18 protein-coding genes are annotated in these 17,735 nt (G+C 45.0%); 14 read left to right on the forward strand and 4 right to left on the reverse strand.

Annotated elements, in window-relative coordinates:
• The first annotated feature begins 46 nt into the window (after positions 1-46).
• Both DFP75_RS17780 and DFP75_RS17785 read left to right on the forward strand, forming a co-directional pair.
• The gene (locus tag DFP75_RS17780) at positions 47-1,153 is read left to right on the forward strand and encodes a 1-acyl-sn-glycerol-3-phosphate acyltransferase (RefSeq protein ID WP_110577390.1); all 1,107 of its coding nucleotides are present in this window, start codon (positions 47-49) and stop codon (positions 1,151-1,153) included.
• 20 nt (positions 1,154-1,173) lie between these two features.
• The gene (locus tag DFP75_RS17785; RefSeq protein WP_110577391.1) at positions 1,174-1,926 is read left to right on the forward strand and encodes a lysophospholipid acyltransferase family protein; all 753 of its coding nucleotides are present in this window, start codon (positions 1,174-1,176) and stop codon (positions 1,924-1,926) included.
• Between the two features lie 64 nt (positions 1,927-1,990).
• Here DFP75_RS17785 and fabB read toward each other — a convergent pair whose 3' ends face one another.
• Together fabB and fabA are read right to left on the reverse strand one after the other, a co-directional pair.
• Positions 1,991-3,205 carry a beta-ketoacyl-ACP synthase I gene (fabB, locus tag DFP75_RS17790; RefSeq protein WP_110577392.1) on the reverse strand — a complete coding sequence of 405 codons (1,215 nt, stop codon included), beginning with the start codon at positions 3,203-3,205 and terminating at the stop codon, positions 1,991-1,993.
• Between the two features lie 26 nt (positions 3,206-3,231).
• On the reverse strand, positions 3,232-3,747 hold the full coding sequence (gene fabA, locus DFP75_RS17795) for a 3-hydroxyacyl-[acyl-carrier-protein] dehydratase FabA (protein ID WP_110577393.1): 516 nt from the start codon (positions 3,745-3,747) through the stop codon (positions 3,232-3,234).
• A 299-nt stretch (positions 3,748-4,046) separates the two neighbouring features.
• On the opposite strand from fabA, the gene DFP75_RS17800 reads away from it, so the two are divergent.
• Positions 4,047-4,940: an alpha/beta fold hydrolase gene (locus DFP75_RS17800; RefSeq protein ID WP_110577394.1), complete on the forward strand. Its 894-nt coding sequence runs from the start codon at positions 4,047-4,049 to the stop codon at positions 4,938-4,940.
• 48 nt (positions 4,941-4,988) lie between these two features.
• On the opposite strand, the gene ispB is transcribed toward DFP75_RS17800, so the two are convergent.
• On the reverse strand, positions 4,989-5,969 hold the full coding sequence (ispB, locus tag DFP75_RS17805) for an octaprenyl diphosphate synthase (RefSeq protein ID WP_110577395.1): 981 nt from the start codon (positions 5,967-5,969) through the stop codon (positions 4,989-4,991).
• A 282-nt stretch (positions 5,970-6,251) separates the two neighbouring features.
• On the opposite strand from ispB, the gene rplU reads away from it, so the two are divergent.
• From rplU to DFP75_RS17830, 5 genes are all read left to right on the forward strand, one after another.
• Positions 6,252-6,560, forward strand: coding sequence for a 50S ribosomal protein L21 (gene rplU, locus DFP75_RS17810; protein WP_110577396.1), 309 nt, complete (start codon positions 6,252-6,254; stop codon positions 6,558-6,560).
• A 31-nt stretch (positions 6,561-6,591) separates the two neighbouring features.
• Positions 6,592-6,849: a 50S ribosomal protein L27 gene (gene rpmA, locus DFP75_RS17815; RefSeq protein ID WP_110577397.1), complete on the forward strand. Its 258-nt coding sequence runs from the start codon at positions 6,592-6,594 to the stop codon at positions 6,847-6,849.
• 108 nt (positions 6,850-6,957) lie between these two features.
• Positions 6,958-8,148, forward strand: a complete 1,191-nt coding sequence (gene cgtA / locus DFP75_RS17820) for an Obg family GTPase CgtA (RefSeq protein ID WP_110577398.1) — start codon at positions 6,958-6,960, stop codon at positions 8,146-8,148.
• 26 nt (positions 8,149-8,174) lie between these two features.
• Positions 8,175-9,299 carry a glutamate 5-kinase gene (gene proB / locus DFP75_RS17825; protein ID WP_110577399.1) on the forward strand — a complete coding sequence of 375 codons (1,125 nt, stop codon included), beginning with the start codon at positions 8,175-8,177 and terminating at the stop codon, positions 9,297-9,299.
• Positions 9,300-9,309: 10 nt separating this feature from the next.
• Positions 9,310-9,672: a diacylglycerol kinase gene (locus DFP75_RS17830; protein ID WP_110577400.1), complete on the forward strand. Its 363-nt coding sequence runs from the start codon at positions 9,310-9,312 to the stop codon at positions 9,670-9,672.
• Between the two features lie 71 nt (positions 9,673-9,743).
• Here DFP75_RS17830 and rpsT read toward each other — a convergent pair whose 3' ends face one another.
• A complete protein-coding gene (rpsT, locus tag DFP75_RS17835; protein ID WP_012071893.1) occupies positions 9,744-10,007 on the reverse strand; it encodes a 30S ribosomal protein S20 in 264 nt (87 codons plus the stop codon).
• 230 nt (positions 10,008-10,237) lie between these two features.
• Here rpsT and murJ point away from each other — a divergent pair, with 230 nt between their 5' ends.
• The 6 genes from murJ (at position 10,238) to ispH (ending at position 17,611) form a co-directional block, all read left to right on the forward strand.
• Complete coding sequence (murJ, locus tag DFP75_RS17840; RefSeq protein ID WP_110577401.1) at positions 10,238-11,806, forward strand: murein biosynthesis integral membrane protein MurJ; 1,569 nt, start codon at positions 10,238-10,240, stop codon at positions 11,804-11,806.
• Positions 11,807-11,945: 139 nt separating this feature from the next.
• A complete protein-coding gene (gene ribF / locus DFP75_RS17845; RefSeq protein ID WP_110577402.1) occupies positions 11,946-12,875 on the forward strand; it encodes a bifunctional riboflavin kinase/FAD synthetase in 930 nt (309 codons plus the stop codon).
• Between the two features lie 32 nt (positions 12,876-12,907).
• Entirely contained in the window at positions 12,908-15,730 is a 2,823-nt protein-coding gene (ileS, locus tag DFP75_RS17850; protein ID WP_110577403.1) for an isoleucine--tRNA ligase, read from the forward strand.
• Positions 15,730-16,236, forward strand: a complete 507-nt coding sequence (gene lspA / locus DFP75_RS17855) for a signal peptidase II (RefSeq protein WP_110577404.1) — start codon at positions 15,730-15,732, stop codon at positions 16,234-16,236. Before ileS ends, lspA begins: the two co-directional genes overlap by 1 nt.
• Complete coding sequence (locus DFP75_RS17860; protein WP_110577405.1) at positions 16,233-16,664, forward strand: FKBP-type peptidyl-prolyl cis-trans isomerase; 432 nt, start codon at positions 16,233-16,235, stop codon at positions 16,662-16,664. Before lspA ends, DFP75_RS17860 begins: the two co-directional genes overlap by 4 nt.
• Positions 16,661-17,611, forward strand: coding sequence for a 4-hydroxy-3-methylbut-2-enyl diphosphate reductase (gene ispH / locus DFP75_RS17865; protein ID WP_110577406.1), 951 nt, complete (start codon positions 16,661-16,663; stop codon positions 17,609-17,611). The genes DFP75_RS17860 and ispH overlap by 4 nt, the downstream gene beginning before the upstream one ends.
• Positions 17,612-17,735 lie beyond the last annotated feature (124 nt).

Here is a 17,735-nt window from a genome sequence, read left to right on the forward strand (position 1 = left end):
ATTTAATAACAAAAATATAAAGCAGTTTTTACTGACGGAAAATTAAATGGATCAGTTTCACGATATACGCCCCTACAACGACGATGAGGTCGCCGAGGTGTTGAATAATCTGGTTAACACTCCAGATTTTATTAATACAATTATTGGTTTTCGCTTTGCGCAATGGCCTAAGTTTTTGAAGGCGCCTTTGGCCTTTGCTGTTAAATTGGCTTTAAAGCGTCAAATTGCCAATATCTCAAATGTTCATGAATTCCAAATGCGCGTTGCAAGCTATATGGAGCGCATGATCAAAACGACAACAACGAATGTCGAGTATCGAGGTATTGAAAAACTAGAGAAAGGCGTAGGCTATTTGTTCTTATCAAACCACAGAGACATTGCTATGGATCCGGCTTTTGTCAATTATGGTCTTTACTTAGCAGGTCTGGACACAGTGCGCATTGCCATAGGTGATAACTTATTGCGTCGTCCTTTTGTGTCCGATCTCATGCGTCTAAATAAAAGCTTCATCGTGAAGCGTTCTGCGAATGGTATCCGAGAAATGATGGCGGCGTTTGGCCAGCTGTCTGCTTATATCACTGAGTCGTTAATGAAAGATCAGGCCAATATTTGGATTGCTCAAAAAGAAGGGCGCGCCAAAGATGGCTTGGACCAAACGGACCCTGCGATCATAAAAATGTTTTTCATGGGGCAGAAAAAAGAGAAAGTGCCTTTTCCTGAAGCGATGGCAAATCTGAAAGTGGTTCCAGTATCGATTGCTTATGAATATGATCCATGTGCGTTTGATAAAGCGCGTGAATTGCATCAGAAATCCACTACTGGGAATTACGAAAAGGCAGAATTTGAAGATATCGATAGTATCAAAAACGGCATTGTCGGCCAAAAAGGCAAAGTAGTCGTCACTTTTGGCGATGTTATAAAAGATGGCTTTGAAACGCCTGAAGAGTTTGTTGCCGAGGTGGATCGTCAGATTATTACTAATTACGCGATTCAGTCTTCAAATGAGGCCGCGTTGGCGTTACAGCAAGGCTTACCCACAACAGACAGTGCATTCAAGAGTTACCTTGAGCGTTGCCCTGAGAACCTAAGAGAGACTGTGTTAGCAATGTATGCAAATCCATTGAAGCAACAGCAAAGATATCTGAATAAATAAACATAGGGAGTAAGCTGTCAATGAGTGCATGCGTGTCGGTAAGGTCTTGGATCGGCTCAACAATATTTGCCATTTATTACATGATGTCCACCGTTCTATTTGGTGTGCTTGCGCCTTTGGCAACGATTTTGTTGCCAAAGAATTACCGCCAGCCAGTATTGAATCTGCATAACAAAGGTCTGTTGTTTGTTTTTCGGATTTTTTGCGGTGTGAAAGTCGAGATTATTGGTCTAGAGAACATTAATAAAGACCGTCCTGTTGTGCTGGTGGCGAACCATCAAAGTGAATGGGAAACCTATGTGCTGCAAGTGCTAATGGCTCCCGTATCAACGGTTTTGAAAAAAGAGCTTTTATCCGTGCCTTTCTTTGGTTGGGGTTTGCGTATGGTTCAGCCCATTGCCATTGATCGTTCTCAACGCACTAATGCGTTGAAGCAAATTATCAGTCAGGGTAAAGAGCGTTTAGATGATGGTCGCTCTGTGCTGATTTTTCCGGAAGGAACGCGTATTGCACCAAATAAAGAGCAGGCATTTAATAAAGGAGCGGCTATGCTTGCTACTTCTGCCGGCGTGCCAATTCTTCCGGTTGTGCATAATGCTGGTTACACTTGGCCTGGAAAGAAGTGGCGTAAGTATCCAGGTTCCATTCGAGTGGTTATTGGTCCTATTATTGAATCTGAAGGGAAGAAAACGTCTGCGTTGCATGATGAGATGGATGTGTGGATGAGAGCTGAAATGGCGAAGCTTCCACGCGGAAATGATTTTTTGTATTAGCCGAATAGACGTCATAAAAAAGCCGCATCATTTGATGCGGCTTTTTTTTTTGCTTAGGTTTTATTTATGCAGAGTATTTTTTGAATACTAGGCTGGCGTTAGTGCCGCCAAAACCAAAGCTGTTAGACATGATTAGGTTCAAGTCTGCATTATCTTTGCGAGTTGTAACAACAGGGATGTTGCCTGCTGCTGGATCCAGCTCATCTACGTTTGCTGACGCTGTGATGAAGTTGTTTTCCATCATTAGTAAGCAGTAGATAGCTTCATGAACGCCTGCAGCACCCAAAGAGTGACCAGACAAAGACTTAGTAGAGCTAATCAGTGGGATCTTATCACCGAATGTTTCGTTGACAGCTTGAAGCTCTTTCATGTCGCCAGCAGGTGTACTTGTGCCGTGAGTATTGATGTAATCAATATCGCCATCAATTGTGCTCATTGCCATCTGCATGCAGCGTACAGCGCCTTCGCCTGAAGGGGCAACCATGTCGTAGCCATCAGAAGTAGCGCCGTAGCCTACTAGTTCAGCGTAGATTTTTGCACCGCGTGCTTTGGCGTGTTCTAGCTCTTCAATAACAAGCATACCGCCACCGCCAGCAATAACGAAACCATCACGGTTTGCATCATAAGCGCGTGACGCTTTTTCTGGTGTATCGTTGTACTTTGAAGATAAGGCGCCCATGGCGTCAAACATACAAGTTTGAGTCCAGCTCTCTTCTTCGCCACCACCAGCAAACACGATGTCTTGTTTGCCAAGTTGAATCAGCTCCATAGCGTTACCAATACAGTGAGCACTAGTAGAGCAAGCTGAAGTGATTGAGTAGTTAACGCCTTTGATCTTGAATGGTGTTGCCAAACAAGCAGAGACAGTGCTTCCCATAGTTTGGGTTACACGGTATGGACCTACGCGCTTAACACCTTTCTCGCGAAGTGTGTCAGCAGAGTCAACAAGGTTTTTAGCGGAAGCGCCGCCAGACCCTGCTACTAAGCCTGTGCGAATATTGGACACTTGGTCTTCTGTTAAGCCCGCATCTAAAATAGCTTGTTGCATAGAAACGTAAGCGTACGTTGCTGCGTCGCCCATGAAACGGCGTACTTTGCGGTCAATGCTTTCAGCATCTAAGTCAATGCGACCACAAACGTGGCTGCGAAAGCCATGTTCTTTATAGTCCTCAGCAAAACGAATGCCGGAACGGCCTTCGCGCAAGGAGTTTAGAACGCTATCTTTGTCATTGCCTAGGCAGCTGACAATGCCAAGACCTGTTACTACTACACGACGCATAAATGTGCCTCTTTCATTCTTAATCTTTAGAAGTTATCAGTTGAAGTAAATAAGCCTACACGCAAGTCTTTTGCAGTGTAAATTTCACGACCATCAACTTTAACGCTTCCGTCTGCAATTCCCATCACTAGTTTGCGTTCAATAACACGCTTCAAATGAATGTGAAAGGTAACCTTTTTTGCTGTTGGAAGGATTTGTCCAGTGAATTTTACTTCGCCAGAACCTAGTGCGCGCCCGCGCCCTTTGTTACCTTTCCAGCCAAGAAAGAATCCTACTAGCTGCCACATCGCATCTAAGCCAAGGCAGCCAGGCATAACTGGGTCGCCAGGGAAGTGGCATGCAAAAAACCATAAGTCAGGGTGTATATCTAACTCAGCAATGATTTCGCCCTTGCCGTGTTCCCCGCCTTCAGTTGAGATGTGAGTAATGCGATCCATCATTAGCATATTGCCGACAGGAAGCTGGGCATTACCTGCACCAAACATTTCACCGTGGCCGCATTTTAATAGTTCGTCTTTTTCAAAAGATGAAGCTGTAGTCATTATAGTCCTATATCCACATCCAGCCGGTGACTCAAAATAGTCTGGTGGATTGTCGTGGTCCAGTTTGCAGTAGAAAATCCAGCTGATTATATCGGTTTGGAGCTGTAATATGAATGTTTGAACGGAAAAAAACCAAATTACCTGCATGAAAAATGATCATATTTACGTTCTTTAGAGGGTTTGGCTAGGATAAAGCTGACAAAAAGCGACTTTTTAAAGTGGTTTGTTGTTTCCTGTTAGGAGGCTTTTTTCTGCTAATATGCTTCTGCTTATTCTATTTTGGTTGTCTGGGTGCCTTTATGAGTTCGAAAAGAAATATAGATCTGTCTGTTTGGCGCTACGAATTTGATGGTGGCCATATTCAGGGGTATGTGGGGGAGGTTGATGAAAGTAGGCCAACGCTGCATTTTTTGCATGGTAATGGTTTCTCGGTAAGAACCTACCAGTCTTTTTTGGCGAAGCTCGAAGGCTATAACCTTATTATGCAGGATGCTGCTGGTCATGGTGGGTCGACAGCTGGGCATAAATTTATTGGCTGGAATAAGACCGCATCGCGCTTTGTTGACTCATTAAACGCACAGCGACCATTGTTACCGAAAAAGGAAGTGATTGGCATCGGACATAGCTTCGGTGGCTGTATGACAGCACTAATGAGTAATCAGGAACCTTCACTTTTTGATCGATTGGTTTTGTTGGATCCGGCTTTGTTTCCTCCTCGCTTAATTTGGATGATGCGCGGTGTAACGCTTTCAGGACTGAAAAGCCAAATACCGTTGGCGCGACAAGCCCGTCGTCGTCGAACTCAGTGGGAAAGTCTTGCTCAGGTAAAAAGCAGTTTTTATGAAAGAGGGACATTTAAAGGTTGGGAGCCAGATTGCTTAGAAGATTATATTGCTTCGTCTATTAAGTGTGATGAAAAAGGGCACTATCAACTGGGTTGTCCTTCCTGGATGGAGGCGGAAATTTTCTCTAGTTACCCTAAAAAACTGTGGAGCTCAATTTCGAACATTTCTGTGCCTACCTATATTATTCAAGGCAAGGATACCTTTGATTATTTTAAAGAGGCATATCGGCTAGCGGCCAGACTCAACCCAAACATTCAGGTGATTGAGGTGGAGGGCGGTCATTGCTTTATGCAGCAGCATTCTGCGAAGGCAGCATTGGCTGTAATGGATGTTTTAAGACAAAAATGACAGAAGACCAAGCTCGAGGTGAGCGGGCTTGGTCTTTTTTGATATAGGCTAGTTTCGGCGTTTAACGGAAGCATTGGCCAAGGCAATAAGTGCTGCCTTGTAGTCTGATTCTGGCAGTGACTCGATTGCTGAAATTGCTAGGTCGGCTTGTTCCTGAGCTTGTTGTTGAGTGTATTCAATCGCACCGCAGCTCTGCACGTCCCCGATAATGGTCTCTAATTGCTCAAGCCCACCGGTTAAAATGGCTTGTCTTACTCGTGCTACCGCTTCTGGCGAGCCATGTTTCATCGTGAAGATAAGTGGCAGGGTAGGTTTGCCTTCAGCAAGATCATCGCCAACGCTTTTGCCCATTTCTTCGGCTGTGCTGGTGTAATCCATTACATCATCTATTAGCTGAAAAGCTGTGCCAACGTGCATGCCAAACTGTCTCAACGCTTCTTGATGCTCTTGAGTAGCGCCAGCAATTACGGCTCCACAAAGTGCCGCGCCCTCAAACAGTTTTGCTGTTTTATACTGAATAACTTTTAGATAGCTTTCTTCTGTTGTGTCTGGATCGCCACAATTTATCAGCTGCTGAACTTCGCCTTCAGCGATGATGTTGGTGGTCTTGGCCAAGATACTCATACATTGCATGCTGCCCACGTCGACCATGATCTGGAAGGCACGAGAGTAAAGGAAGTCGCCAACCAAAACGCTTGGTGCATTTCCCCACTCCTCGTTAGCGGTCTTTTTGCCTCGGCGCATATCTGATTCATCCACTACATCGTCGTGCAAAAGTGTTGAAGTGTGGATAAATTCAATGATAGTTGCCATTTGAATGGCTTGCTCGAGTTGTGTTTTATCTAGCTCTGTACTGGCCCGTGCTGCCAATAAAACCAGCAATGGTCTTAGGCGTTTCCCGCCATTACTAATAATGTAGTAGCCGATTTGTTCGATTAGGGGGATGTCACTACTAAGTTGTGACACAATATAATCATTAACTTGGCCAAACTCGTTGGCCACAACATCGTGTATTTGTATAGGTTGCATGCAATTTCCGAAGCTAAATAGTCTCAAGCTGATCAGCAAGTGTGCCTCATGCTAGGTAAGGCTTGTGTCAGGGTCAACCCAAATTGCGAAAAATGTATAAAGACGTTGCTTTTAGCTTGTATTGGTTGGTGTGATTTTGTACAATCTCGCGTCCGATTTACCCACATTTTGCTCCCTATCATATGGTTAGCGATTTTTGTCCGATTCGGATAAAAAGTGACTGCCACTAGAAGTAGGTCAAATTCAAATTCAGTAGCCGGGTAAATCTCATTGGAGAAGAACATGTTTGCAGTGATCAAAACTGGCGGTAAGCAATACCGTGTAGAAGAAGGCCAAACCCTTAAGGTTGAGAAATTAGCTGTTGAAGAAGGTGGCGCGATTCAGTTCGACGACGTTCTTCTTGTAAGCAACGGCGACGACGTTAAAGTTGGTGCACCAGTTGTAGAAGGCGCTAAAGTAACAGCTGAAGTTGTTGCTCATGGTCGCGGAGATAAAGTTAAAATCTTGAAATTCCGTCGTCGTAAGCATTCTATGAAGCGTATGGGTCATCGTCAGTGGTTCACGGAAGTGAAAATTACTGGTATTAACTAAGCGCTAACTATTCAAATTTAAGGAGTAAGTCATGGCTCATAAAAAGGCGGGTGGTAGTACTCGTAACGGTCGCGATTCCGAGTCGAAACGATTAGGTGTCAAACGTTTTGGTGGTCAAGTTGTGATCCCAGGTAACATCCTTGTTCGTCAGCGTGGCACACAGTTCCACCCTGGTGCTGGTGTTCAAATTGGTAAAGATCATACTTTGTTCGCTGTTGTTGAAGGCCAAGTGAAGTTTGAAGTAAAAGGTAAGTTTAAGCGTCGTACAGTTTCTGTCGTAGCTGCTTAATCACTTGCTAAAAACTTAAAAAAAGCTCCGCGACGCGGGGCTTTTTTTTTGGAAGAATTCTATAATCAGCTTTATTGAAACTGATTAAACCACCGAAGAGGTGTTACTGTGAAATTTGTTGATGAAGCCAGTATCTATGTAAGAGCAGGTAAAGGCGGAAATGGTGCGTTAAGCTTTTGGCGAGAAAAGTTTGTTGCTAAAGGCGGCCCTGATGGCGGTGATGGCGGCAATGGCGGCAGCGTTGTGTTGGTTGCTGATGAAGCCCTAAATACCTTGATTGATTTTCGTTTTACGAAAAAATACATCGCGGAAAGTGGCGAAGGCGGTCAGGGGCGAGACATGACTGGCTCCAAAGGGGCGGACTTAGAGATTAAAGTGCCTGTTGGTACGACTGTCATTGATGATGATACAGGCGAAACGCTTGGCGATCTTGTGCGTGATGGGCAAAAGTTAAAAGTGGCTCAAGGTGGTCATCACGGTCTAGGTAATACTCGATTTAAGTCTAGTACTAACCGTGCACCTCGCCAAACAACCAAAGGAACGGTTGGTGAAGAGCGGACGCTGAAGTTGGAGATGAAAGTCTTGGCAGATGTGGGATTGCTAGGTCTTCCTAATGCGGGCAAATCGACGTTTATTCGCGCGGTTTCCTCTGCTAAGCCGAAAGTGGCGGATTATCCTTTTACGACCTTGGTGCCGAACCTTGGTGTGGTAAAAGTTAAAAAGCATCAGAGCTTTGTTGTAGCCGATATTCCAGGAATTATTGAAGGGGCATCCGAAGGTGCGGGCCTTGGTATTCGTTTCTTGAAACACTTGGTGCGTAACCGTATTTTACTGCATATCGTTGATTTAGCGCCTTGGGATGAGATTACTCCTGCAGAAGCGGCGGTTATTGCGGTAAATGAATTGCATCAGTTCAGTCCTACTTTGGCGGAACGTGATCGTTGGTTGGTGTTGAATAAAACGGACATGGTTCCAGAAGATGAGCTGGAAGAGCGTTGCCAGAGTGTTATTGATGCGCTTGGCTGGGAAGGTAAAACTTACCGCGTTTCGGCAATATCTGGTGAAGGCACAGAAGTATTGTGTTTGGATCTGATGACAGCCCTTGATGAGCAGCGTGAATTGCTAATGGATAACCCAGAAGCACGTGAAAAAGAAGACGCGGTTCGAGCATTGATTGATGAAGAAGGCCGAAATCGTATTATGTCGTTGCGTGAGAAACGCCGTTTGGAAGGCAAAATGCTGGACGACGATGACTTTGATGATGACGATTACGATGTAGAAGTAGAGTACGTTAGCTAATCTGGTGAGTGGGAAAAAGTAGTATCATGGATATGCGAGAGAAAATAGCGAAGGCGCAGCGTGTTGTTGTCAAGATCGGTAGTGCGTTATTGACCAATGATGGGCAGGGTTTAGATGTTGCTAGGATTGGTCTTTGGGTTGCTCAGATAGCTGAGTTGCGAGCGCAAGGTAAGGAAGTTGTTCTTGTTTCTTCTGGTTCTATTGCTGCTGGTATGAAACGCCTTGGTTTTTCTTCTCGCCCCACTCAGGTGAATGAGCTTCAGGCTGCGGCTGCAGTAGGGCAAATGGAGCTGGTGGGGGTCTATGAATCTCATTTCGAAAAACATGGTTTGTGCACGGCGCAAATTTTGCTGACTCATGATGACTTATCTAATCGTCGACGCTATTTGAACGCTCGATCTTCGTTGCGAACTTTGCTTGGCTTTGGCGTTGTACCCATAGTTAATGAAAATGACACAGTTGTAACTGACGAAATACGTTTCGGAGATAATGATACCTTGGGCGCTTTGGTTGCGAACTTGGTAGAGGCGGATGTATTAATTATTTTAACGGATCAGCATGGTTTATTTGATAAAAATCCTCGAGATCATAAAGATGCAACATTAATCGCTCATATTTCAGCATCGGATGATCGTCTTGAATCAATGGCAAGCGGTGGTGCTGGTTTGTTGGGTAGCGGTGGTATGTTAACGAAAGTTCGAGCGGCTCGTTTAGCGGCTCGCTCTGGCGCGGATACCTTGATTGCGTCTGGTCGCGAAGAAAATGTCATTATTCGTGTCGCCTCCGGCGAGGTGCTGGGGACTTGGCTGCAGCCTGAGCATGGTCGTGTTGCTGCTCGAAAACAGTGGTTGGCTGGACACCTTAAGAGTCGTGGTGCCTTGGTTTTAGATGATGGTGCGGTTAAAGCGCTGCGCAAAGAAGGTACCAGTCTTTTGTCTGTGGGCGTAAAAGATGCTCAAGGTACTTTTTCGCGTGGTGATATGGTGATTTGCGTTGATCAGCAAGGTGAACTGGTGGCTCGAGGTCTGGTGAATTACAGTGTGGCTGAAACGTTGAAGTTGTTGGGTCAGCCCTCTTCTTGTATTGGTGATATTTTAGGTTACAAGGGTGAGCCAGAATTAATCCATCGCGACGATTTGGTGATTATTTAAAGAGGTGGTCATGGCAAAACCGGGTAAAGTGGGATTAGAGCGCATCTTGAGTGCGTCCAAATATTCCTATCAAGGTTTACGTGCTCAGTGGAAGCATGAAGCGGCTTTTCGCCAAGAGGCGTTTTTGTTTTTGATTTCTTTGCCTTTTGCTATTTGGCTTGGTGATTCCGGTCTTGAACGCGCTGTGCTGATTTTTTCGGTAGGTATGGTGTTGATTGTTGAAACGTTTAATTCTAGCGTTGAGGCTGTAGTAGACCGTATTAGTCATGAGCATCATGAGTTGTCTGGTCGTGCCAAAGATTTGGGTTCGGCGGCTGTGATGCTGGCTTTAGTGTTGGCGGCGATTGTGTGGCTGGTGATTTTGCTCGGGTGAGGTTGTGCTTGGGCAAGTCGATAAAATTTAGATATAAAAAAAACCGGCATTTGCCGGTTTTTTTATAGGTATTAGGCCAGTGCTTTGATTTTAGCACTCAAGCGGCTCTTATGACGAGCTGCTTTGTTTTTGTGATATAGGCCTTTGTCAGCGGCTTTGTCTAGCTTTGAAGTTGCTAGAACGTAAGCTGCTTGTGCGTCAGCTTGATTGCCTGCTTCGATAGCCGCATCTACTTTTTTCAAGTATGTGCGAACCATTGAACGAAGGCTACCATTGTGAGCGCGGCTTTTTACTGCTTGGCGCGCGCGTTTTTTTGAACCGGCGGAATTTGCCACGGTCTGGCTCCTTTAATTTGGAATTAGTTATGACCCAGCACTGTGCTGTGTCATGAAATGAATGTCAAGTTTTAACTTTGAAATCTCGCGGCGGATTTTACCAGTTTTTAGCGCAGTCACAACCCTATTATACAAATTTTAATCAAATGAGCTTATATATTTGGCTGCGCTCTTGCTATCGCTGGTGTTATTCTTGGCAGACCTGTCTATTGTCTAAGTCGTATTTTCTTATGTCTGAAAAAAATATCGCTACCAATAAAGCGTCTAAGTCTTTGTCTTTATTGCGTTCTGGTGTCCTAGTTTCTATTTGCACTTTTCTTTCTCGTATTCTTGGATTGGTAAGAGATGCGGCTTTAGCTTATGTTTTGGGGGCGAGCGGCAGCGCTGATGCTTTTTATGTCGCTTTTAAAATTCCTAACTTTTTTCGCCGCTTATTTGCGGAAGGGGCGTTTGCTCAAGCGTTTGTTCCTGTTTTAAGTGATTATCGAGTTAAAGAAGGCAAGGCCGAGGTGCGGGCGCTGATTTCAGCCGTATCAGGATCGCTGGCTTTGGTGTTGCTGTGTGTTACTGTGCTTTTTATGGTGTGCGCGCCTTGGGTGGTTTATGTTTTTGCTCCCGGCTTTGCCGGTGATGATGGGCAGGCTGCATTGGCATCAGATCTGTTGGTCATTACTTTTCCATATCTGTTATTTATTTCGTTAACCGCCTTGGCGGGCGGCATTTTAAATTCTCATGGTGAATACGCTGTTCCAGCGATCACACCGATTTTCTTGAATATCTCTCTTATTATTGCAACTGTGTTCTTTGCCCGCACCGCAGCGCAGGCGGAAACGGCTGTCGCTTGGGGGGTGTTTTTTGCGGGACTGATTCAGTTGATGTTTCAGGTGCCGTTTTTGGCGAGATTGCGATTGCTGCCCATGCCGACGTTAGGCTTTCGTCATCCAGGTGTGAAACGAATTTTGCTTTTGATGGGGCCGGCGTTGTTTGGTGTGTCTGTCAGTCAGATTAATTTGTTGCTAGACACTGTATTGGCGTCTTTTTTACAGACAGGCAGCATTACTTGGCTGTATTTGTCTGATCGTTTGTATGAGTTGCCGTTGGGTATTTTTGCTATTGCTATCAGTACGGTGATTTTGCCTTCGTTATCACGCAGTTTTGCGGGTGGTGAAGCATCGAAGTTTTCAGAAACGCTGGATTGGGCGCTGCGAATTTTATTGCTGATTGCGATTCCATCATCGCTTGCCTTGTTTATGTTGGCTGAGCCGTTGATTGCGACAATCTTTTATCGGGGAGAGTTAACGGTAAATGATGTTCAGATGGCAGCGCAAAGTTTGCAGGCTTACTCGCTAGGCTTGGTGTTTATGATGTTGATCAAAGTCTTGGCTCCCGGTTACTACGCCAGACAAGACACTAAGACGCCTGTGCGTATCGGTATTATTGCGATGGTGTCGAATATGGTGCTGAATTTAATACTGGTCTGGCCGCTTGGGCATGTTGGGTTGGCTTTGGCGACGAGCTTGTCGGCTGGCTTGAATGCGTTCTTGTTATGGCGTGGCCTGTATAAAAAACAATATCATGTGTTTTCTGCTCAATGGGGGCGTTTACTGCGCATATTGTTGAGTGCTACGTTGGCACTTGGTGTGTGTTTGTACTTGTTTCTTCAACAGGGTTGGCAGTGGACGCAAATGGAAGACTTGTATCGAGTAGGCTGCACCTTGTTGGTGGTTGTTTGTGGTGTGCTGGTGTACGCTCTGGTTGCTGTGATGGCCGGATTGCGTCCTTCTACTTTAAAGCATTAGATGTCTATGATGTGTTTTTTGCTTTGATTGTGAGTTTGCACAGCTTGTTCAAGTTCTGGCCTACCTTCATTTGGTTAACTGCTATATAATCCGTGGTATTTTTTTCGACGCTGGATTTAATTGTTTTGTACGGGGTTCTATGGAGTTAATTCGCGGTATTCATAATATCCGTTCAAAGCATAAAGAATGCGTGCTGACGATAGGGAATTTTGACGGTGTTCATTTGGGGCATGGTGCAATTTTGGCACGTGCTAAAGCATTGGCTAAGCAATATGATGCTCCAGCCGTAATTATGATCTTTGAGCCTCAACCCAGAGAGTTCTTTGCGCCGGATACAGCGCCGGGTCGTATTGGACGTCTGCGAGATAAGGTTAAGTTGTTGGAGGGTCAGGGGATTGATTATGTTCTTTGTATGCCGTTCAACCCTAAGCTTCAGCAGTTAGACGCACAAGCATTTTGTCAGCAAATCTTATTGGACGGTTTGTCGGTGAAGCATTTGGTGGTGGGTGACGATTTCCGTTTCGGATGTGATCGACAGGGTGATTTTTACTACCTGCAAGAGTTTGGTAGTCAGCATGGCTTTGATGTTGAAAATACACCATCGGTGTTAAATGCTCTGAATGAGCGAGTGAGTAGTACTTTAGTTCGAAATGCTCTAGAGCGTGGTGATATTTCCGCTGCGCAAATGAACATGGGGCACACGGTTTCGCTAAGTGGTCGTGTGATACATGGGCAGCAGTTGGGACGAAAGTTAGGTTTTCCGACAGCAAATGTACATCTTAAAGGAATTAAGGCTGCATTGTCTGGAGTGTACGCTGTGATCTTTATGGTTGATGGCGTTTCTCACAATGGTGTAGCGAATGTCGGTGTACGTCCTACTGTTCAGGGCAAAACGCCGATACTGGAAGTGCATTTACTAGATTTTACTGGTGACTTGTACGACAAATATGTGCAAGTGACTTTCTGTCATTTTATTAGGGCAGAGCGAAAAATGGCCAGCCTAGATGCGCTGGAAAAACAAATTCAATGTGATAAAGAAGAAGCGTTACGCTTTTTTGCTAATCAGTGAAAAGATGATCTTTGAGGATGAATCGATAAACCATGAGTGATTATAAACCGACACTGAATTTGCCAGATACAGACTTCCCAATGCGTGGAGATTTGGCAAAACGTGAACCTGCAATGCTTAAGCGTTGGCAGGATATGGACCTGTACCAGAAAGTACGTGATGTAAGTAAAGGCCGTAAATCTTTTATTCTTCATGATGGCCCTCCGTACGCAAATGGCAGCATTCACATTGGTCACGCGGTTAACAAAATCCTCAAAGATATTATTGTTAAGTCAAAAACTGTTAGTGGCTTTGATGCACCTTATATCCCAGGCTGGGACTGTCATGGTTTGCCAATTGAACACAAAGTTGAGCAATTGATAGGTAAGGCTGGAACAAAAGTTTCTTATAAGGAATTTCGTGCTAAATGCCGCGAATACGCCTATACGCAAATTGAAGAGCAGAAAAAAGACTTTATCCGCTTGGGTGTGATGGGGGATTGGGAAAATCCTTATCTGACAATGAACTTTGTTACCGAAGCAAATATCGTTCGTGCTTTAGGTAAAATTGCGGAAAATGGTCATTTGGTAAAAGGTTTTAAACCTGTTTACTGGAGTGTGGTTGGTGGTTCTGCTTTGGCGGAAGCGGAAGTGGAATATCAAGATAAAACGTCTTTGTCTTTGGATGTGCGTTATGCGCCGCAAGATGAAGCCGCGTTGCTTGCTAAATTCGCAGATGTTGAGGGCGAAGGTAAGGTTTCTGTCGTGATCTGGACGACGACACCATGGACACTGCCTGCCAGCCAAGCGGTTTCTATTCATCCAGAGTTCAATTACGCCTTGGTTGAAGTGGATATGGGCTTGGGCAAAGAGCGTCTTATCCTTGCTGAAGACATGGTTGAAGGTGTGATGTCTCGCTACGGCGTCACTGACTTCCGCATAGTGGGTCGCACTGTTGGTGCGGAACTGGCTGGCACTGTGTTGAATCATCCGTTCCTAGAGCGTGATATTCCCGTTATTTTGGGTGAGCACGTCACCACTGAAGCGGGTACGGGTTGTGTACATACCGCACCTGACCACGGCGTAGATGACTTTAACGTCGGTCGTGAAAATGGCATCGGTACGATCAATCTTGTGCAAGATAATGGTGTTTATTCCGATGCGGCTGGTGAATTTGCTGGTTTGCACGTCTATAAAGTAGATGGTGCTGTGCTTGAAGCGCTAAATCGTAATAACGCCTTGGTATTTGAATCTAAGATCTTCCATAGTTATCCACACTGCTGGCGTACTAAAACACCACTGATTTTCCGTGCAACACCTCAGTGGTTTATCAGCATGACCAAAGAAGGTTTGCTAGATGCTGCTAAGCATGCTGTCGAAGGTGTGAAGTGGGTCCCAAGCTGGGGGCAAAACCGTATGGAAGGAATGTTGAATAACAGTCCTGACTGGTGTGTGTCTCGTCAGCGTACTTGGGGTGTGCCAATTGCTTTGTTTATCAACAAAGAGACTCAAGAACTTCATCCTGAGACGCCTCGTTTGATTGAGGAAGTCGCGAAGCGCATCGAAGTGGAAGGCATTGACGCTTGGTTTGAAATGGATGCAGAAGAGTTGTTGGGTGCGGAAGCTGAAAAATACAGTAAGGTAACTGATACCTTGGATGTATGGTTCGATTCAGGTGTGACTCACTACTCTGTTATTGATCAGCGTGATGAATTGAGCTTCCCTGCCGATTTATACTTAGAAGGTTCAGATCAGCATCGTGGTTGGTTTCAATCATCTTTAAAAACATCGATTGCAGTGCGTGGTGTGCCGCCATACAAGCAAGTTTTGACGCACGGTTTTACTGTGGATGGCGACGGCCGCAAAATGTCCAAGTCTCTGGGTAACGTATTGTCACCTCAGAAAGTGATGGACACGCTAGGCGCAGATATCATCCGTTTGTGGGTGGCGGCAACGGATTACACCACGGAAATGACGGTGTCTGATGAAATTCTTAAGCGAGTAGCAGACTCTTATCGTCGAATCCGTAATACCGCGCGCTTCATGATGGCAAACTTGAATGGTTTCAATCCTGCTACCGATATGGTGTCTTCTAAAGACATGATTGCATTGGATCGCTGGATTGTAGACCGTGCGGCTTTATTGCAAAAAGAGTTGAATACGGCCTACAACGAATACCAATTCCATACTGTGAACCAGAAAATCCAGAACTTCTGTTCTGTGGATTTAGGTGGCTTCTATTTGGATGTCATCAAAGACCGTCAGTACACGACACAAAAAGACAGCTTGGCACGTCGCTCTGCGCAAACGGCGCTTTATCATGTGATGGAAGCGTTCTCTCGTTGGATTGCGCCTATTTTGAGCTTTACGGCTGATGAAATTTGGCAAACATTGCCAGGTGAGCGTGGCGAGTCTGTTTTCTTAGAAACATGGTATGAAGGCCTTGAAGAGCTTTCAGGCGAAGAACCTATGGGACGTGAATTCTGGAAGCAGGTTCTTGAGGCTAAAGTAGCGACCAACAAAGTATTAGAAGCCGCTCGTAGCGAAGGTAAGATGAAGGCGAGTTTAAGCGCGAATATCACACTTTATTGTGATGATGCTTTACAAGCAACATTGAACCGTCTTGGTGAAGAATTGCGCTTCGTCTTGATTGCCTCTGACGTTAAGGTGTTGCCTTTGTCTGAAGCTGGTGATGGCGCTGTCGCGACAGATCTTGATAGCCTGAAAGTACATGTAGAATTGAGTAAATACACTAAATGTGTGCGTTGCTGGCACCATCGTGAAGAAGTGGGCAAACGAGAAGCGCACCCAGAATTGTGTGATCGTTGTATCTCTAACTTGCCAGATGGAGAAGGTGAACAACGCCTTTACGCTTAATGACAGCTTTAATTGTGTGGCAACGAGTTCAGCGCTGGTGGGCGCTGGCTCTTATCCTTTTTGCTTTGGACTGGATGACAAAGCAGTTAATTTCGTCCAATTTATTTTATGGACAAGAGATTGCTGTTTTTCCATTCTTTGACCTGACCTTGAGGTACAACACTGGTGCTGCGTTCAGCTTTCTCGCGCAAGCGGGAGGGTGGCAGCGTTGGTTCTTCTCGTTGATCGCATTGGCTGTAGCTGTTGGTATCAGTTGGCGATTGGTTAAAATCGCAGAGACAAACCGCCTAGAATCACTGGCCCTGACATTTGTGCTGGGCGGTGCCATTGGTAATCTTTACGACAGATTGGTGTATGGCCATGTTGTAGATTTTCTACAATTCCATTGGCAGCAGTCATGGTATTTCCCTGCGTTTAATCTAGCGGATACTGCTATTACTATAGGTGTTATTTTAATGTTGCTTGAAGGCTTCGTGACGAAAAAGCAGGAAGGTACAAACAAATGAACGTAATTACGGCAACAAGCCGAGTCGCTCTGCATTTTGAGTTGTCACTTGAAGATGGCCAAATCGTTGATTCAAATTTTTCTAAGGCGCCTGCCAGCTTCGTGTTTGGCGATGGCAGTTTGTTGCCAGACTTTGAAGCGGCTTTATTAGGAATGTCTGCAGGACAAGAGGCCTCTTTTGTTATGCCCCCAGAAAAAGCTTTCGGAGCGCATAACGAAAGCAATATCCAGCGTATGCCTCGGTCTCAGTTTTCAATGGACCTAGAAGAAGGCATGGTTGTGTCTTTTGCTGATATGAGTAAAAACGAGCTTCCTGGTGTTATCGCTGAAATTGGTGAGCAGGAAGTGATCGTTGATTTTAATCATCCTCTTGCTGGGCGCTCGCTAACATTTCGAGCTCAGATCGTTGATGTAGAGGAGGTTGCATGAGCTTTGCTATTCAATTAGCGAACCCACGCGGCTTTTGTGCTGGCGTTGATAGAGCAATAGACATAGTCAACCGATGCCTTGATCTTTTTGAAGCGCCTATCTACGTTCGTCATGAGGTTGTACATAATAAGTTCGTTGTCGAGTCGTTGAAGTCTCGCGGCGCGGTATTTGTTGATGAACTTGATCAAGTGCCCGATGATAATATTGTTATCTTCAGTGCCCATGGGGTTTCTAAAGCCGTTCGTGATGAAGCAACGAATAGAGGCTTAAAAGTATTTGATGCCACTTGTCCTCTTGTTACCAAAGTACACCTGGAAGTAGTGCGTTATTCTCGTGATGGTATGGAGTGTGTTTTGATTGGCCATGATGGTCATCCAGAAGTTGAAGGAACAATGGGGCAGTACGATGATCGTCAAGGCGGTGCTATTTACTTAGTAGAAAGCCCTGCGGATGTTGAGAAACTGAAAGTTAAGAATCCAGAACGTCTCGCTTTTGTTACTCAGACTACATTATCTATGGATGATACTTCAGTAGTGATTGATGCACTGCGAAAATACTTCCCTATGATTCGTGGTCCGAAGAAAGATGATATTTGTTATGCAACGCAAAATCGTCAAGATGCAGTGAAAACGTTAGCGCAGGAATCTGAACTCGTTCTTGTGGTGGGTTCTGTTAATAGCTCTAACTCAAACCGTCTTCGTGAACTGGCGCAAAGAATGGGTGCCAAAGCTTATTTAATTGATAACGCTAGCGAGATTAAGTGCGAATGGCTTGAAGGAATTCGTAGCATTGGTGTAACGGCTGGTGCTTCTGCGCCTGAAGTACTTGTTAATGAGGTAATTGATCGCCTTGTTAAAGAAGGAGGCAGCGCCCCTCAAGAGTTAAAAGGTAGAGAAGAGAATGTGTCTTTCTCAATGCCTAAAGAATTACGTATTGTAGAAGTTTGATCTTTTTTAAATTAATTTAAAATTTCTTCAAAAAAGGGTTGCACAAAATCTGTAGATCCTTAATATACGCCCTCGCTGACACGGACAAGGCTTCAGAGCAACGAAGACCAAGTTCAACTAACTA

Source organism: Marinomonas alcarazii (assembly GCF_003208215.1).
Lineage (GTDB): Bacteria > Pseudomonadota > Gammaproteobacteria > Pseudomonadales > Marinomonadaceae > Marinomonas > Marinomonas alcarazii.

Excerpts from the sequence above, each read along its gene's own strand:
- DFP75_RS17780 (WP_110577390.1), top strand. The coding sequence starts at position 47 with ATGGATCAGTTTCACGATATACGCCCCTACAACGACGATGAGGTCGCC.
- DFP75_RS17785 (WP_110577391.1), top strand. The coding sequence starts at position 1,174 with ATGAGTGCATGCGTGTCGGTAAGGTCTTGGATCGGCTCAACAATATTT.
- fabB (WP_110577392.1), bottom strand. The coding sequence starts at position 3,205 with ATGCGTCGTGTAGTAGTAACAGGTCTTGGCATTGTCAGCTGCCTAGGC.
- fabA (WP_110577393.1), bottom strand. The coding sequence starts at position 3,747 with ATGACTACAGCTTCATCTTTTGAAAAAGACGAACTATTAAAATGCGGC.
- DFP75_RS17800 (WP_110577394.1), top strand. The coding sequence starts at position 4,047 with ATGAGTTCGAAAAGAAATATAGATCTGTCTGTTTGGCGCTACGAATTT.
- ispB (WP_110577395.1), bottom strand. The coding sequence starts at position 5,969 with ATGCAACCTATACAAATACACGATGTTGTGGCCAACGAGTTTGGCCAA.
- rplU (WP_110577396.1), top strand. The coding sequence starts at position 6,252 with ATGTTTGCAGTGATCAAAACTGGCGGTAAGCAATACCGTGTAGAAGAA.
- rpmA (WP_110577397.1), top strand. The coding sequence starts at position 6,592 with ATGGCTCATAAAAAGGCGGGTGGTAGTACTCGTAACGGTCGCGATTCC.
- proB (WP_110577399.1), top strand. The coding sequence starts at position 8,175 with ATGGATATGCGAGAGAAAATAGCGAAGGCGCAGCGTGTTGTTGTCAAG.
- DFP75_RS17830 (WP_110577400.1), top strand. The coding sequence starts at position 9,310 with ATGGCAAAACCGGGTAAAGTGGGATTAGAGCGCATCTTGAGTGCGTCC.
- murJ (WP_110577401.1), top strand. The coding sequence starts at position 10,238 with ATGTCTGAAAAAAATATCGCTACCAATAAAGCGTCTAAGTCTTTGTCT.
- ribF (WP_110577402.1), top strand. The coding sequence starts at position 11,946 with ATGGAGTTAATTCGCGGTATTCATAATATCCGTTCAAAGCATAAAGAA.
- ileS (WP_110577403.1), top strand. The coding sequence starts at position 12,908 with ATGAGTGATTATAAACCGACACTGAATTTGCCAGATACAGACTTCCCA.
- lspA (WP_110577404.1), top strand. The coding sequence starts at position 15,730 with ATGACAGCTTTAATTGTGTGGCAACGAGTTCAGCGCTGGTGGGCGCTG.
- DFP75_RS17860 (WP_110577405.1), top strand. The coding sequence starts at position 16,233 with ATGAACGTAATTACGGCAACAAGCCGAGTCGCTCTGCATTTTGAGTTG.
- ispH (WP_110577406.1), top strand. The coding sequence starts at position 16,661 with ATGAGCTTTGCTATTCAATTAGCGAACCCACGCGGCTTTTGTGCTGGC.